General features: G+C 41.6%; 16 protein-coding genes. 5 read left to right on the top strand and 11 right to left on the bottom strand.

Translation table 11 applies throughout. The features are described 5' to 3' along the window. Positions 1-173 precede the first annotated feature (173 nt). From FTV50_RS07730 to FTV50_RS07705, 6 genes are all read right to left on the bottom strand, one after another. Positions 174-347, bottom strand: a complete 174-nt coding sequence (locus tag FTV50_RS07730) for a PA1571 family protein (RefSeq protein ID WP_168379036.1) — start codon at positions 345-347, stop codon at positions 174-176. A 142-nt stretch (positions 348-489) separates the two neighbouring features. Beyond that, on the bottom strand, positions 490-1944 hold the full coding sequence (gene rng, locus FTV50_RS07725; RefSeq protein ID WP_111885603.1) for a ribonuclease G: 1455 nt from the start codon (positions 1942-1944) through the stop codon (positions 490-492). A 42-nt stretch (positions 1945-1986) separates the two neighbouring features. Further along, positions 1987-2553 (bottom strand): Maf family nucleotide pyrophosphatase, encoded by a 567-nt coding sequence (locus tag FTV50_RS07720; RefSeq protein WP_180024201.1) that lies wholly within the window; start codon positions 2551-2553, stop codon positions 1987-1989. Next, positions 2541-3032 carry a rod shape-determining protein MreD gene (mreD, locus tag FTV50_RS07715; RefSeq protein WP_180024051.1) on the bottom strand — a complete coding sequence of 164 codons (492 nt, stop codon included), beginning with the start codon at positions 3030-3032 and terminating at the stop codon, positions 2541-2543. The genes FTV50_RS07720 and mreD overlap by 13 nt, the downstream gene beginning before the upstream one ends. Then, positions 3019-3876, bottom strand: coding sequence for a rod shape-determining protein MreC (gene mreC, locus FTV50_RS07710; RefSeq protein ID WP_180024050.1), 858 nt, complete (start codon positions 3874-3876; stop codon positions 3019-3021). The genes mreD and mreC overlap by 14 nt, the downstream gene beginning before the upstream one ends. A gap of 16 nt (positions 3877-3892) precedes the next feature. Continuing rightward, positions 3893-4939 (bottom strand): rod shape-determining protein, encoded by a 1047-nt coding sequence (locus FTV50_RS07705; protein WP_078193300.1) that lies wholly within the window; start codon positions 4937-4939, stop codon positions 3893-3895. Between the two features lie 133 nt (positions 4940-5072). Here FTV50_RS07705 and gatC point away from each other — a divergent pair, with 133 nt between their 5' ends. Genes gatC through gatB form a run of 3 tightly spaced genes read left to right on the top strand, consistent with a single transcriptional unit; the run spans position 5073 to position 8392 of the window. After that, positions 5073-5387 (top strand): Asp-tRNA(Asn)/Glu-tRNA(Gln) amidotransferase subunit GatC, encoded by a 315-nt coding sequence (gatC, locus tag FTV50_RS07700; protein ID WP_078189985.1) that lies wholly within the window; start codon positions 5073-5075, stop codon positions 5385-5387. A gap of 51 nt (positions 5388-5438) precedes the next feature. Next, on the top strand, positions 5439-6917 hold the full coding sequence (gene gatA, locus FTV50_RS07695; protein WP_180024049.1) for an Asp-tRNA(Asn)/Glu-tRNA(Gln) amidotransferase subunit GatA: 1479 nt from the start codon (positions 5439-5441) through the stop codon (positions 6915-6917). Further along, the gene (gatB, locus tag FTV50_RS07690; RefSeq protein ID WP_180024048.1) at positions 6917-8392 is read left to right on the top strand and encodes an Asp-tRNA(Asn)/Glu-tRNA(Gln) amidotransferase subunit GatB; all 1476 of its coding nucleotides are present in this window, start codon (positions 6917-6919) and stop codon (positions 8390-8392) included. The genes gatA and gatB overlap by 1 nt, the downstream gene beginning before the upstream one ends. A gap of 51 nt (positions 8393-8443) precedes the next feature. Here gatB and FTV50_RS07685 read toward each other — a convergent pair whose 3' ends face one another. Continuing rightward, positions 8444-9145 (bottom strand): DUF4145 domain-containing protein, encoded by a 702-nt coding sequence (locus tag FTV50_RS07685; RefSeq protein WP_180024047.1) that lies wholly within the window; start codon positions 9143-9145, stop codon positions 8444-8446. A 356-nt stretch (positions 9146-9501) separates the two neighbouring features. Here FTV50_RS07685 and FTV50_RS07680 point away from each other — a divergent pair, with 356 nt between their 5' ends. Continuing rightward, the gene (locus tag FTV50_RS07680; RefSeq protein WP_180024046.1) at positions 9502-10119 is read left to right on the top strand and encodes a hypothetical protein; all 618 of its coding nucleotides are present in this window, start codon (positions 9502-9504) and stop codon (positions 10117-10119) included. 348 nt (positions 10120-10467) lie between these two features. After that, complete coding sequence (locus FTV50_RS07675; protein ID WP_078193062.1) at positions 10468-11046, top strand: DJ-1/PfpI family protein; 579 nt, start codon at positions 10468-10470, stop codon at positions 11044-11046. A 108-nt stretch (positions 11047-11154) separates the two neighbouring features. On the opposite strand, the gene FTV50_RS07670 is transcribed toward FTV50_RS07675, so the two are convergent. From FTV50_RS07670 to FTV50_RS07655, 4 genes are all read right to left on the bottom strand, one after another. Next, positions 11155-11598, bottom strand: coding sequence for a hypothetical protein (locus FTV50_RS07670; RefSeq protein WP_257223879.1), 444 nt, complete (start codon positions 11596-11598; stop codon positions 11155-11157). Positions 11599-11748: 150 nt separating this feature from the next. Continuing rightward, complete coding sequence (locus FTV50_RS07665) at positions 11749-12594, bottom strand: hypothetical protein (protein WP_180024044.1); 846 nt, start codon at positions 12592-12594, stop codon at positions 11749-11751. A gap of 94 nt (positions 12595-12688) precedes the next feature. Continuing rightward, complete coding sequence (locus FTV50_RS07660; protein ID WP_180024043.1) at positions 12689-13660, bottom strand: hypothetical protein; 972 nt, start codon at positions 13658-13660, stop codon at positions 12689-12691. Positions 13661-13910: 250 nt separating this feature from the next. Next, positions 13911-16737: type I secretion C-terminal target domain-containing protein (locus FTV50_RS07655; RefSeq protein WP_257223874.1), on the bottom strand; the 2827-nt coding region annotated here is incomplete at its 5' end.

Here is a 16737-nt window from a genome sequence, read left to right as displayed (position 1 = left end):
GCTAAAATTTAGGTGAACAAATCCGTTGTTATTGTTTAATTACGACTTGTAGATACACACTGATAATTAAATTTATTTTCCATTCTTTATAAAATTTTAGCGCATTAAAAAATTTAGAATCGCGCGTTAGCACTTTAACCCTCTGGATTACATTATTATTTATATTTCAATATTTAAGCTTTAATTGCTCGGCACTGTTTAAGTAACTGATGACAAGCAGAGCGAATCATAGACGCTGTAATTTGAACTTCATTACCACGCTCATCCACGATATAACCTGAATGGATCGCTTTTGCTTCAACGACAGTTTTAAGACCACTTTTCATTACTGTTTTACTAACACCCATAATACACCTCTTTTTGCTAAGCCATTTTCAAGTTCATTACGGGAAAACGGCTTTGGCTATTTGATGTGTCTAGTATTCAAAATAACAGTTCAAAAGTAAAATCTCAGTTGTAACAAGTGTTTAACGATATTCTGTTACAATTTCAACTCAGAATGATATCGTATTGCTCTTGCGTATATAAATTTTCCACTTGGAACTTGATCACACGGCTAATAAAGTGCTCTAAATCAGCCACTGCAGGTGCTTCAGCAGTTAACAATCGGTCAATCACCGACGGATGTGCCACCACGGTAAAACCACTTTGTGACTCATAAGCTCGTGCATATCTCAAGATTTCACGGAAAATTTCATAGCAAACTGTTTCAGCAGTTTTCACATAACCACGCCCCTGACAGGTCGGGCAAGAATCACAAAGCAGATGCTCCAGAGATTCACGGGTGCGTTTACGCGTCATTTCCACCAAACCCAGCTCAGACACTTGAGTGATCTTGGTTTTGGCATGATCGCGCTCGAGCATTTTCTCAAACTGGCTCATCACTTCTTCTCGATGATGTGCTTCTTGCATATCAATGAAGTCAATAATGATAATCCCGCCCAAGTTACGTAGACGGAGCTGACGTGCAATGACCTGTGTGGCTTCCATATTGGTTTTAAACACAGTGTCTTCAAGTGAACGACCACCAACATAGGAGCCAGTATTGACATCAATCGTGGTCATTGCTTCAGTTTGATCGATCATTAGATAGCCGCCAGACTTAAGTGCTACACGTGTCTGTAAGGCTTTTTGAATATCTTCTTCGACATTGTACAAGTCAAAAATTGGACGCTCACCCGGATAATGTAGTAAGCGATTTTGCATACTCGGTACAAATTCTTGGACAAACTCTTGCAATTTGCCATGTACTTCTCGTGAGTCGACCTGAATTTTAGACGTCTCTTCATTAGCCAAATCACGGATGACGCGTTGCGGTAAAGGCAGCTCTTCAAAAATCAGAGAAGGTACGACAATACTGCGTTGTTTACGTTGAATATATTCCCACAGTTTGGCTAAATAAGCCATGTCCTGCGCAATTTCACATTCAGGAATACCTTCGGCGGCAGTACGAACGATGACTGAACCCGGTAAGTTGTGTTCCTTTTGGATGCGTTCAATCATGCTACGCAAGCGATCACGTTCTTCTTCAGACTCAATGCGCTGTGAAACACCGGTATGACTGCCATATGGCATTAAAACGAGGTAACGGGAAGGAATAGAAAGATCAGTAGAAAGTCGTGCACCTTTGGTACCCAACATATCTTTCATGACTTGTACGGTGAGTACTTGTCCCGGTTGTAACAGCTCAAAAACGTTCGGGGTCGGTTGATTGCGCTGCCAGACCATATCATTGATATGTAAAAAAGCCGTTCTCGACAATCCAATATCAATAAAAGCAGCCTGCATACCCGGAAGCACGCGAACAACTTTCCCTTTATAAATATTGCCCACTAACCCACGCTTCACGGTGCGTTCAACAAATAATTCATTGACCGTACCGTTTTGAATCAACGCCACACGACATTCCATCGGTGTGACGTTAATCAACAACTCGTCAGACATATCAAAACTCAAAACATTATAAAAATTCTTGTGTTGCAGCAGTTAATTTAATGCCTTAACTGTCTGTAATAACTGTACGGTTTCATGCAAAGGAAGCCCAACGACATTGCTGTAACTCCCTTCAATACAAGGAATATAGCGCGCAGCAATTCCTTGAATGGCATAGGCTCCCGCCTTGCCAATTGGTTCACCTGTTGCCCAGTAGCTTTCCATGTCAGCTAGACTCAGCGTTTGAAATTCAACCTGTGTACGCACTACTATACTGTATATTTGATCTTTTGTACTGACACAAACACCTGAAAACACATCATGTTTTCGTCCAGAGATCATTTCCCACATAGAAAAAGCATGTGCTTTCGATGCTGGCTTTCCTAAAATGTGCTCATCTACACCTAAACTAGTATCGGCGGCAATAACGATAGCATTAGGGAATTGTTGTTGTACTGCGCAAGCTTTGGCACGTGCTAAACGCTCTACATAATCCGCTACAGGTTCTCCTTCCAACACGGACTCATCAATATCTGGACTGAAAATGTCAAATTCCAGACCTAATTGTTGCAAAAGTTCGCGTCGTCGAGGAGAACTCGAAGCTAAAATTATATGCGCCATTTTCTCAGGAAGTAATACATGATTGGCCAAATGAGTAAGCTAGTAACAATTGGCTGCCAATGGCGAGCAAATGAAAACTGTGCCCCACCCATCACTTGAACAATCCACACAAACAGTAAATGCGCGAAAATTGCCATTGCAGCAATAATCCATAAATTACCAAATGTGAGGATACGACGTTCACGGGTCAAAAAGCGTGTCACAAATGCAATGACCACAAAACTCAGTGCGTTCATGCCAAAAGGCGCATCAGTCAATAAGTCTGTAAAGAGACCTGTGGCAAATGCAAACCAAACACCGCACCATGTCGGCTGACAGAGGACCCAAAATAGCATGATCATCATCATGAATAATGGGCGCCAACCCGATAGGTCATAAGAAAGCGGATACACCATCAGCACGGATGCCAAAATGATGGAAAAGATAATTGGAAATAATGGGTCGCGCTCTGTATGACGATTAAGCTTAGCGAGTGACATGCGGTTGCTCCATCGCTAAAGAATCGGAAAATAGCACAACCACATGATGACCACCTGCCAATTGGGCAGCAGGATTGATATCAATTTGGGCAAATTCACCGCTATTGTGACGACTGACTTTCGACACTGTACCCACCAAATAACCCGCTGGGAAATGTGCCCCTAGACCTGAGCTATAGACTTTTTCACCGACTTTGATATTCGCACTGGTTGGCACGTATTCCATTTTAAGTCGACCTAAGTCACCTGTACCCGTAACGATTGCGCGCATACCGGTATGCTCCATCCGCACGGATAAAGAGTGCTCTTTGTCTGAGAGCAACATCACACGGCTACTATGCGGGTAAACATTGATAATTTGCCCCATAATACCCTTGTCATCGAGTACAGTTTGTCCCACTTTAAGCTGACTGCTGGCTCCACGGTTAATCACAATAATATGACGTAAGGGATCAGCATCAGTACCAATGACTTCGGCAATCTCCATACGACCATCAATGATGAGTGGTGTATCGAGTAGTCCACGCAGTCGAGTATTTTCAGCAGAAAGTTCAGAAAGTTTCTGTAAACGGACTTGAGCCTGAATTAACTCTGCTTGCATCGCGGTATTTTCACGACGTAATTGAGCTTCAGACTTGGTTTGTTGATTCAGCCATTCTCGCGATAACACTGGATAGCTTGCTAGTGCATAAATTGGATTATATGCCGCATACAAGACGTCTCTGGCCGGTTGAATTACATGTGGCAAGCGCCAATCAAAGAAAAGCACCACCAAGCATGTAATCACCGCAATGATAAATGAGCGAAAAGATGGCGGTTGTCTTGAAAACAGTTGCGTTTGCACCCGCCGAGTCCTTTTCTTAGCCTACAAATAACATGTCATGATTTGGGTTATCGAAGAATTCGAGAACCTTACCGCCACCACGTGTAACACATGATAGTGGATCTTCTGCAACCACTACAGGAAGACCTGTTTCTTTTGCAAGAAGCTTATCAAGATTGCGAAGTAATGCACCGCCACCAGTCAACACAATACCGCGTTCTGCGATGTCTGAAGACAACTCAGGTGGCGTTTGCTCTAGTGCAGATTTAACCGCAGACACAATGTTTTGTAGTGGATCAGAAATCGCTTGAGTCACTTCATCAGAAGTGACAGTAATCGCACGAGGTACACCTTCTGCCAAGTTACGACCACGGACTTCGATTTCCAAAGGTTTTGCACCTTCTTCTGGAAGCGCCATACCCACTTCTTTTTTGATGTTTTCTGCAGTGGTTTCACCAATCACACAACCATGTGCTTTACGCACGTAGTTAATGATTTGTTCATCAAATACATCACCACCGATACGTAGTGAGTCTGCATAGACACAACCTTGAAGTGAAATGATCGCGATTTCAGTTGTACCACCACCAACATCGACAACCATCGAACCACAGGCTTGCTCAACAGGCATACCTGCACCAATTGCAGCAGCCATTGGCTCTTCAATTAAGCGAACTTCACGTGCACCTGCATTGTATACAGCTTCACGGATTGCACGGCGTTCCACCAACGTCGATTTACATGGCACACACACCACGACACGCGGTGCAGGTGGGAACAAACGTTTTTCGTGCACTTTGCCAATGAATTGATTCAACATCGTTTCAGTGACTTCAAAGTCAGCAATCACCCCATCTTTCATTGGGCGAATCGCAGAAATATTTGCAGGTGTACGACCTAGCATTTGCTTCGCGTCAAGACCTACTGCGGCAACGATTTTTTGTGAACCACTGTGGCGAATTGCCACCACCGTCGGTTCATTTAATATAATGCCTCGTCCTGGCGCATAGATAAGTGTATTTGCAGTGCCTAAATCAATGGCAAGATCCGGCGAAAACAAGCCAATTAGTCGTTTTAGAATCACGGGGACGTTCTCAGTTAAACTTTTATATGGACGCAAGGTGGCAACTTTAACTAAATGTGATGATTTGAACAAGTCAATCGCTTATTATAAGCCACGATATTTTGAATTTTTTTAATACTGATTAGGTAATGTTATGTCTACATCGGATGCACAGCATTCTGCAGATCTAAATGCACAAACAGTTTCAGCGATTGCCCATCTGGCTCGATTGTCGCTAGATGAAGCGCAATCTGCTGACTATGCTCAAAGTTTAAATAAAATTTTAGGCATGATGGAAACCCTGAAAGGCATCGATACTGACGGTGTTGAACCACTAAAAAGTCCATTCGACAATCCACAGCCCTTACGTGAAGACGTGGTATCTGAGACCAATCATCGCGAAGCATATCAAGCAGTTGCTCCTGCCGTACAGGATGGCTTGTACCTTGTTCCGCGTGTGATTGAATAATTTTTATTCAGATCAACATTTTTTCAAATTAAACGTAAAGAAATATTTCTCATGACAGATTTACATCACTTATCAATTCGTGAATTGTCTGAAGGTTTGGCTGGCGCTAAATTTTCTTCACGCGAATTGACTGAACACTATTTAAAACGCATTGAAAAAATCGATGCTCAAGTCAAGTCATACGTGACCGTGACAGCTGAACAAGCACTTGCGCAAGCAGATGCGGCTGATGCTGCAATTAAAGCAGGCAATGCAACTGCGTTGACTGGTATACCAATTGCACACAAAGACATTTTTTGTACCCAAGGCATTAAAACCACGGCTGGTTCTAAAATGCTGGACAATTTTATCTCTCCTTACGACGCAACCGTTGTAGCGAAAGGTAAAGCTGCGGGCCTTGTCACTTTAGGTAAAGTGAACATGGATGAATTCGCCATGGGTTCGACTTCTGAAAATTCATTTTATGGCGCAACGGCTAACCCTTGGAACTTAAACCATGTTCCAGGTGGTTCTTCAGGCGGTTCTGCTGCGGCGGTAGCGGCTGATCTTGCTCCGTTCGCAACAGGTACAGATACAGGCGGTTCAATCCGTCAACCGGCGTCTTTCTGTGGTTTGACTGGTCTTAAACCGACTTACGGTCGTGTATCACGCTTCGGTATGATTGCTTATGCATCATCACTCGATCAAGGTGGCCCAATGGCGCGTTCTGCTGAAGATTGTGCTTACCTCATGAACGTGATGGCAGGTCATGACGCGAAAGATTCAACTTCGGTTGAAAAAGACGTCGATAACTACGTGGCGAACCTCAACAGCACTTCAGTAAAAGGCTTACGCATCGGTATTCCTAAACAGTACTTTAACGTTGCTGGTTTAGATGCAGACGTGAAAGCACGTGTTGAAGAATCGTTGAAAAAGCTTGAAGAAATGGGCGCAATCTTGGTTGAGATTGACCTAAACATGACTGAAAGCTACGTACCGACGTATTACTTGATCGCACCTGCTGAAGCATCGTCTAACTTATCTCGTTTCGACGGTGTACGTTATGGCTACCGTGCAGAAAATCCTGTGGATTTGATGGATCTTTACAAGCGTTCACGCTCTGAAGGTTTTGGTAAAGAAGTTCAACAACGTATCCTGATTGGTACATACGCGCTTTCTGCGGGTTACTACGATGCTTATTATGTGAAAGCACAAAAAGTACGTCGTTTAATTCAACAAGATTTCTTAAAAGCATTTGAATCTGTAGACGTGATTGCTGCTCCTGCTGCACCAACGACTGCATATAAAATTGGTGCAAACCTGTCTCCTGTAGAAATGTACTTAGGCGACATCTACACCATCGCAGTGAACTTGGCAGGTCTGCCTGCGATTAACGCGCCTGTTGGTTTTGACAAAGACAACTTACCTGTTGGCTTACAGCTGATTGGTAACTACTGGTCAGAATCTCAATTGTTGTCTGTGGTGCATCAGTACCAACAAGCAACCGATTGGCATACACAACGCGCTGCAATTGCTGAGGAGAACGCATAATGGCTAAGAACGCTGCTAAACCAAAATCTAACCTAATTGATGGTTGGGAAGTGGTGATTGGTATCGAGATTCACACTCAGCTTGCAACCAATACCAAAATTTTCTCAGGTTCATCTACTACATTTGGTCAAGACCCAAATACACAAGCGAGCCTAGTTGATTTGGCAATGCCGGGCGTATTGCCAGTATTGAACAAAGAAGTAGTTGATCTTGCGATTCGCTTTGGTTTGGGTATCGATGCGTACATCGACCAAGCATCTGTGTTTGCACGTAAAAACTATTTCTATCCTGACTCGCCAAAAGGCTACCAAATCAGCCAAATGGACAACCCGATTGTGGGCTTGGGTCATATCGACATTCAACTTGAAGATGGTACGGTTAAGCGCATTGGCGTAACCCGTGCTCACCTTGAGGAAGATGCAGGTAAATCGATCCATGACCAATTTGAAGGTCAATCTGGTATCGATTTAAACCGTGCTGGTACACCGCTGCTTGAAATCGTATCTGAACCCGATATGCGTTCGGTTGAAGAGGCGGTTGCCTACATTAAAGCGATTCACACGCTTGTTCGTTGGTTAGGCATTTCTGACGGTAACATGGCAGAAGGTTCGTTCCGTGCAGACTGTAACGTGTCTTTACGTCGTCCGGGTCAACCGTTTGGTACGCGTTGTGAGTTGAAAAACTTGAACTCTTTCCGTTTCATTGAACAAGCAATCAATGTTGAAATTGAACGTCAAATGGAAATCTTGGAATGGGATGGCACCATCGACCAAGAAACACGTTTGTTCGATCCTGTGAAGATGGAAACGCGTTCTATGCGTTCGAAGGAAGAAGCGAACGATTACCGCTACTTCCCTGATCCTGACTTGTTACCTGTGATCATTGCAGACGAGCAAATTGAAGCGGCACGTGCTGCCCTTCCTGAGCTTCCTGCTGCACGTCGTGCACGCTTTGTGGCTGACTTTGGTGTGACTGAGTACGATGCACACGTGCTGACGCTTACTCGTGAAATGTCAGAGTTTTATGAAGAAGTCGTAAAAGCTGCTGGCGGTGCTTCACAAGGTAAAGTGTCTGCTAACTGGGTGATGGGTGAATTCTCTGGTGCTTTAAACAAAGCAGGCCTAGAGCTTCATGACTCTCCTGTATCTGCTGAAAAACTTGGCGGTATGATCGCACGTATTGTGGACAACACCATTAACGGTAAGATTGCAAAGCAAGTGTTCAGCTTTATGTGGGAAGAAGGCAAAACTGCGGACGAGATTATTGCTGAAAAAGGCTTGAAACAGGAAACTGATACAGGCGCGATTGAAGCGATTATTAAAGACGTACTTGCTGCTAACGAGAAGATGGTTGAAGAGTATAAATCTGGTAAAGAGAAAGCTTTCAACGGTTTAGTTGGTCAAGTAATGAAAGCAGCGAAAGGTAAAGCCAACCCTGCACAAGTAAATGAATTAATGAAGAAATTGATTGGTTAATACCAATTGATTTTGAAATAAAAAACCCGCTTTAGAGCGGGTTTTTTATACTTATAATGAAGCTCTTTTTTGTTCTGGAAATAAGGAGTTAATTTCATCAATTTCCTTTGGTTTTGTAATAGCATAATCCACTATTAAATTAATATAAGTAAAAATAGCAGGATTAATATCTTCTAAAACTTCATCACCAATAATCCCTGGATGTACATTTGCATTTCCAATCAATCTAATATTATCAGCGGCTCTCGCAACTCTTGATGGAATAATATTTTCTTTTGCCAACTCCTCAATTGATTCTTTAATATTTTTCTTTTTTACACCTAAATGACCACATAGTTTTTCCAATGCTAAACGTATTAAAGCCGCAGCAGAACGTGGTGACAATTCAAAGATCAAAGCCGCTTCTTTATATAATACCTTTACATCATTTGGCATATCAGGTGAATAATCAGGAATATCTTGATTGCTTATTTCTTGTATTGGAAATAATCTCACTAAGTCGGAGTCCTGACTAGGTCTTGGAATAAGACTAAGAAAATTACTTCCAACTTTTTGATTATACCAAATATTATTTTGACTACATGATGCACAGTTTGCTTGATGAACTCTAGTTGGAATATTGTGTTCTAAACCATTTTCATCATATGAAATAAAAAATAAATTTTCCCACTTCATATGTGAAAAAGCCCCACAATGAGGACATTTGAAACTATTTTGATCAAGAATAGTTTTAGATTGTTCTGGTATTTTCATAACTTATACTAACATTAGTTTTTCTTTATTTAACAAGTTTACATACAAATCTGTAAGTTTTAAAACTATTATTACTTTGAAAAATTTAAAGAAATTTTTCTTTAAATAATTACCACTAAATACATAAACGCCTACTAAATATTTTCCATCGTCAAACTCAAAGACTTAGGACTTATCCCCCCTCATTCCCGCCTTCTCCCAGTGGGAAAAGGAGCTCACATTACTAATTTTTTGCCGTTATAAATTTAGTATTGGAAATTCCCTCTCCTTTCAGGAGAGGGTTAGGGAGAAGTAAATATTTAATTTTCATATTTTTAACCATACAATCAATCCAAATACTTCACACCAAAAACAACATGACCATCAAAAAAGCATCCTCAATTGGCAAACTTGAAGAATTAGGACGTATCCAACTTTCCAAGTCCTTCTTTATGCGCGACTTTCTCTATAGTGAAATCGCCAATTGGTACGGTGTACCCAACGTCCCTGACCATCCTGATATTGCCATTCGTACGGGCTCGAAACTCTGCGAAGAACTACTTGAACCACTGCAAGAAAAGTTTGGACGTATTGCCACTCGTTCAGCTTACCGTTCACCAAGCGTGAACCAACTTGGCAACGAAAAAGGACATAATTGCGCAAGTAATGAGAAAAACTTTGCCAGTCATATTTGGGACTATCCCGATGCTAAAGGCTACGGTGCAACGGCGTGTATTATCATTCCCTCACTCATCGATTTAATTGAAAAAGACCCAAATAATTGGAAACAGATTGCATATTGGATTCACAATCACTTGCCATACAGTCATCTAGAATTTTTTAAAAAAGAAAATACGTTTTGTGCATTCAATATCGGTTGGCATGAGAAACCACTTAAAGAGATCAATAGCTATGTCACAGGATCTAAAGGCAAGCTGAAAGTAACGCATGAACCAAATCTAGACTATGAAAAATTTTATCCTGATTTGCTGTGATTTATCCCTCTCCCAATGGGAGAGGGAGCTTTCAAAGTGAATAAATACTTAAACGATTTTTTGGATATCCCCCCCTCTCCTTTTAGGAGATAAGCAGCAGTGCTGCGCAAGGGAGAGGTAAATATTTAACTTTTTAAAACTTTGTGAAAAACACTAAAGTCATTAATAATTGATAACAGCTAGCCTACTAGACTCATCATAATTTGAACTATAACCATCCATAACTTTTTATAAATCTAAATAAAAATATACAACTAAAGAATTTACAGCCTGCTTAAAACTGTCATTTCAATATGCTAAGGTAAATGAAAAATTGATATAAATCATATTTCAACAGAGGGTTACATTATGTCAAAACAAATTCTTATGCTTGTAGGTGACTATGCTGAAGACTACGAAACCATGGTACCTTTTCAGTTTTTAGTTGGTCTTGGTTATACCGTTCATGCCGTTTGCCCTGACAAAAAAGCCGGTGACAACATTGCCACAGCGATTCATGATTTTGAAGGTGAACAAACCTATAGCGAAAAACGCGGTCATAACTTTGCCATTAACTATGACTTTGATGCAGTTAACTCAGATAACTATGTCGGCTTAGTGATTCCGGGTGGTCGTGCACCTGAATATTTACGTATGAATGCACGTGTGATTGAAATCGTACGCGAATTTGACGCAGCGAAAAAACCGATTGCAGCGGTTTGTCATGGTGCGCAAATTTTAGCAGCAGCCAATGTACTGAAAGGCCGTACATGTTCCGCTTATCCTGCATGTGCCGCCGAAGTTAAACTGGCTGGCGGTCAATATGCAGATATTGCAGTCACGGATGCAGTCACCGACGGTCATTTAGTTACTGCTCCTGCTTGGCCTGCTCACCCTGCGTGGATGGCGCAATTTGTTAAAGCATTAGGCGCGACGATTACCATTTAATGCTTGAGTCACGAAACTAAAACGCATTGGATCATCATCCATTTAGGGTGAATCCATAAAAAATGCTCCTTGTATAAAAGGAGCATTTTTTATTTACTCAAAATAAAATTAACGAACCACACCTAACTTATTCCAAATTTCTGGGGTTAAAAATTTGGTCACCAATTTATTCAAATCGACATAACGCAGTACGCCTTGTAATTGTTGTTTAATTTCAGGCGTCTTTAATATTTCATCCCCCGTGATACTACCAAGCTCTTGAAAACTTTCGCCTACAGCCTGTAGACCGTCGGCTTTAATTACAGCCTGCGTTTGCGTAGAACATTGCTCCACCAAAATTCGCTGCATCACTTGAGCCAGATTTTTATCGAGTTGCGTTTTTTGCGCATCACTGACATTACTGTATTGTTTTAAATCTGGATGCGCTGCCAAGGCAGAAAAGGTCCATTGCAGCACCGCTGTTTTATCCGCAGCAGTGGTCGATTTCACTAAACATTGACTGAGCTGATCGACCGTAGGACTCGCCAAACTCACCTGAGTCGACCCGAACATGATGAGCGTCAATAAAGCCAAACCTGCTGGTCGTGAAAAACGTAGATGTAATTTTTTAGATAAACCGTAAGCCATAGACCAAACTCCCAAAACTTGAGTCACCTTTGTATCATGAAGTGCTGTATTTGCTGTTTGGTCTATGTAACTCAACTATTCATTTTTGCTAGTCGGTGCATAGATGAGAGGATGAATCGTTGGCCTTCTATTCCAATACCAGTAAAAATGTCCATGGGTATCGAGCAAACTATGGGTGGTCAATGTCGATTTATTGCTATCACCTCGCCAACATGCAAGTGCTGCATTACGGTTATTATGTAGGTCAATAAACTCGGGATTTAAATATTTTGGTTTCGCAGGAATGTATAAAGCATCTCCCGGATTGACCCATAAATCTGCCAAGTAAATCTTGCCTAGATTTGGAAAATAGCGTCCCACTGAGATGACCAGAGGCAAATGATCCTGATCTGTCGCACTAAAAATATGCGGAAAGTCATGGTGTTCTAAATCAGTAATGACAAATGGCGTTAAAGTTTTACAGCCATTTAAATTTGATGTTGCATTTTCATAAGGTAAATAATGCCCTGCCATCATGCCGTATTCATATTGAATTTCTGACAGTAGTTTTTGATTTGAATGAATCTGAATCGCTTCACCTGCATGGACTAGGGTGATACCAAAAGCTGCCGCGGTTTCTTTGGTTGCCACCAATGGCATAAACTCGAAGTGTTGCCCTTCAAAATCAAGCTCCGTTTGCTCCCCCCAATTGGTAATTTTAGTCGAAATTTCAGAAGGAACCTCGTAGCCATTTCCCATCGTCATTTTCGCATTGGTGGCCAACTCGGTAATTAAATGAATCCCTGACCCAAGTGATGCTAAATATGTTGGATGCCCACGATCATTCAAAAAGAAGGGTGTTTGCTCGATATTGACTGTAATTTCAGCCAATTCCCGATCAAATAATGGTGCATTAAAATAAGTTTCATTTACTGAACTCATGGTTTTTCCTTATTATTTTTAAAACTTTATCTGAATACATCATTGGATCAGGATAAAAGGTTATTTCCCCAAATGGCTTTTATCCTGTTGAGGTTTATTTCATACGATTCAACATATTTTTTGCCCCTGCATGGTTATAGTTAGTCGCTAAGTTTTGTAGGATGCCTTTTGCTCTTGCATTGGCGTTTGGATAACTTTTGCTATAAGCAGGCACTGACGTTAAGCATTTTGCAACGAGCATGCCTGATTCAGCATAGGCTCTATTGGCATTTGCACCATTTAATTTGCCATAGCTATAAGCGCGCTGTGCATTATTACAAGCGGTGACTTGATTTTTTCCGGCATTCAGGTCACGTCGTGCATTCACATATAAGCGCATTTGTATCTGTTGCGATGTTTCTGCAACTGGTTTCACTACAGGTTTTTTTTCAGGCTCTTTGGCTTTGGTTTCTTTTTTAGTCTCTACTTCTTTTTTTGCTTCCTCTTTCGCATTGCTTTTTGTTGTCGTTGCTTTTGCTTTGCTTGGTGTGGCTTTTTTAGCTACAGTTTCTTCTTGTTTATTATAGTTTTTGCGACGTTCTTCGGGTCCAATAATTGCTGTATACAAACTCACTAAGCGGGTTTCAGAACGGTCATTCGATTTACGCTCTGAAACGGGTTCAATAGCAACCATCCAACGTTGTCCATCTGCCTGACTACACTGAAACACACCTGTGCTCTGTTTTATACTGCTATAGGTCGCTAATAATTTACGACTCCATGCATTTTTGACTTGGTTCAAATTGCTTTTATTCAGTTGAATAAATTTGCCATTTTTGGCTTGGCAGTAACTGCTCATATTTTGCTTGGGTATGAGTGATTCTGCTTCCATATTTTTCTTTTGTGGTCCCCAATCATAGACGTATTCTTTCGCCTTGCCATTTGAGCTATTTAGCCCTTTTTGATTGATCACTTCTTGTGGTGATGCATAATGATTAAATGAATTTGGGTTTAAACTCTGCATGGTGGTACAACCATGTAATGCAAATCCAATACTCCCCACCCATAAAATTGCCTTTAAATTCACAGCAAAAATCTCAAAAATTTCACCCTTAAAAAATAGCGTAATTTAGTGCCTTTCACAATTTTATAATCTTGATTTTATTTATTATTTTTATAAATTTAATCACTAAAATCGCATACGTTTGAGATCTATACACATGTTGTTCATTTTAATTTGATGAATTTCACATTTCATTTCGATCTAGTGGTGTTTATGAAGAACATAAAAAAGAGCCTCCGAGGAGGCTCTTTAATTAAGAGCTTAATTTTATTAATTAATAAATGAGATGATTTCCTTTTATGAGCTCTTCAAGGGTCGATGCTTCATTAATAGTCAATAAATCAACTTTACTATTGTACGTTGTACCAGCACCATCGCGGTCAATAGAAATAGTCGAAACGCCATTGCTAGTTGTAACGCTCACATAACTAGCAATGTTGGCTGCAGTCGCGCCGGAGAGTAATGAACTAATATCAATGACATCACCTTGCGATGTACTGAAATCACTCCAAGTATCGTGGCCATTACCACCCAGAGCATCTGTCGAATTCAATACATTAAATATCAATGTATCTTGACCTGTGCCTAAGGTGAATGTTTCTGCTCCACCCTGCGATACAGCAACATCATCTCCAGCCGTCCCACCTGTAGGATTTCCAATAAGTACAGACTCTTTACCAAGTGTAATGCTTAGAGTAGAACTTGCACTTGAACCGTCTAGAGTCTCTACTTTATAAGTAAAGACATCCACTTTGCCTAGGTCGCTAACTTTACCATTTGCAAGGTAACTATATGAACCGTCTGCATTGATTGTCAGTGTGCCATAGCTTCCGACAATTGCAGTTCCAGTTCCTACATTGTAGCCTGCCGGTTCAGTTGTACCCGCTACAGCTCCGAGCTTGAAGCTAGAAGAATACAAGGTGTCCTCACCAGCACTATCTGTACCAGTAATGACATTACCTGTCACCGCAGCTGCAGTATAAGTTGGCGCTTTCACATCAAGCTGGATGTTATTTACACCAAACTGCGCCGTCAAGGTATTATTAAAGTCATAAAGCGGTACACCATCACTGCCAGAAACTTTTAATGAATACGTCGCATCAGATGTTCCGGTATTGGTGACTTTATAGTAATGAACGGTACCATTTTGAGCCGCATTGCTAGTCCAAGTCGCCAGAGTACCGCCAATTAAAACACCGTTTTGAGATAACGTAACCGTAGTTGTGTAGTTAGTGGTTTGATTATTAGTAACAAACGTACCAAAGTCCTGCGTTACATTGGCTGGAACAACTGTTGTAAACGCAATATATGCCGTTTGACCCGCAGCGACTGTGAATGTGCCGCTATCATCAGGAATAGATTGTACGCCTAGTGTCGTTTGACCCGTTGTTAAGACAGATCCAGCTGCATCACCGTTTCCATTTACAGCTACATTATATTGGTTAGCGAGTGTTGCTGCTGTCCCATCCACATCTGAGACCAGAACATTTGTAGCTTTCGTTGCCTCTTGTGCTCCAGTTTTTCCAGTCCAATCTAGATTCACTAGAGTCGAATCCAAACGAATATAAATATTTGCTACAGAACTATGTCCATCTCCATCCGCAATTGTATAACTAAATGTATCCACTTTACCTAATGCTGTTCCATCCGCAGTCATTTGATAGCTATATGTACCATCCGAATTAATCGTTAATGTGCCATATTGCCCCTCAATTACTGTAGGTGTTCCAGCAACTACACCTTGGTTGTCAGCACCATGTGTAACTGTGGTTACTTTGACATCAAGACCAACTGGGTTAATCACATCATTATCAAATACATTGCCTGTTACTGGGTCAGTATTGTTAATGGTTGCGATAACTGTGCCATTTGCATCCAAGTTCAATGAACCAAGTACATTCAACGATAATAGTTGCGTTAAAAGATTATTCGTTTCAGAACCATTTGGAGCAAGGACAAAACTATAATTACCAGCCTCGTTTAATGTAACAGCTGCACTGCCACTAGCAGTAAATGTAAGTAAGGCGTTATTTAATGTGTACACATTTTCAAGGACATTATAAACTTCATACTTACCGGCCCCATTGTCTTTTAATATCACGAGATCCATCGTGCCGTTAACACTTCCACCAGCCAGAAGGGCATCAACAAGTGCCCCCAATGCTCCTGCTGTTAGACCTGTTGATCCTGATGCCGTCAACGTAAAATTAAGTGTTTCATTGTTTGCAACTGTAATTTTTGGATTTGTTGAAGTGCTTAAATCAAGACTAATTATACCTCCAAGCACACCTGCATTCGCTAATGTGAAAATACTTCCTTCGATATCAGCTCTGCTCTCTGTTGTGCTTAACTCATAGTTTGTTGAATTTTGATCGTCATCTGCAGTGATATTATGAGTCACCGCTGGAATCACGATATCTGTCAACGCATCAATACGGTCTTGGAAACCGCCTGCTTCTGTTGGGAAGTCTGTCGCAATGCCATCTACCGCTGCTTGTGCTGCATCTTTTGCTGCAATCGCATCAGCTAGGTCTTGGGTTAATTCATCCACTTCTGCTTGCGTCACTGCATTGTCTGCAATCGCATCAGCTAGGGCTTGATCCGCTGCTGCATACGCTGCCTCAGCCGCTGCAACCAAATCTTCTACCGCTGCAATTTCTGTTGCATCGTCAACACCGTTGTTGTTGCTGTCCGTCACCGCTGGAATCACGATATCCGTTAACGCATCAATACGGTCTTGGAAATCAGCTGCTTCTGTTGGGAAGTCGGCAACAATGCCATCTACCGCTGCTTGCGCTGCAGCTTTCGCCGCTTGAGCATCCGCTAGATCTTGGGTTAAGGCATCCACTTCGGCTTGGCTGATTGAGTTATCCGCTTGCGCTGCCGTCAAGGCATCCGCCGCATCCTGATACGCTTGCTCTGCCGCTGCTACCAAGTCTTCTACCGCTGCAATTTCTGTTGCATCGTCAACACCGTTGTTGTTGCTGTCCGTCACCGCTGGAATCACGATATCCGTTAACGCATCAATACGGTCTTGGAAATCAGCTGCTTCTGTTGGGAAGTCGGCAACAATGCCATCTACCGCTGCTTGCGCTGCAGCT

Origin of the sequence: Acinetobacter sp. YH1901134 (assembly GCF_013416965.1) — a bacterium.
Classification (GTDB): Bacteria; Pseudomonadota; Gammaproteobacteria; order Pseudomonadales; family Moraxellaceae; genus Acinetobacter; species Acinetobacter amyesii.
The sequence above is the reverse complement of the archived record's forward strand: the minus strand, read 5'-3'. Positions and strand labels throughout refer to the sequence as shown.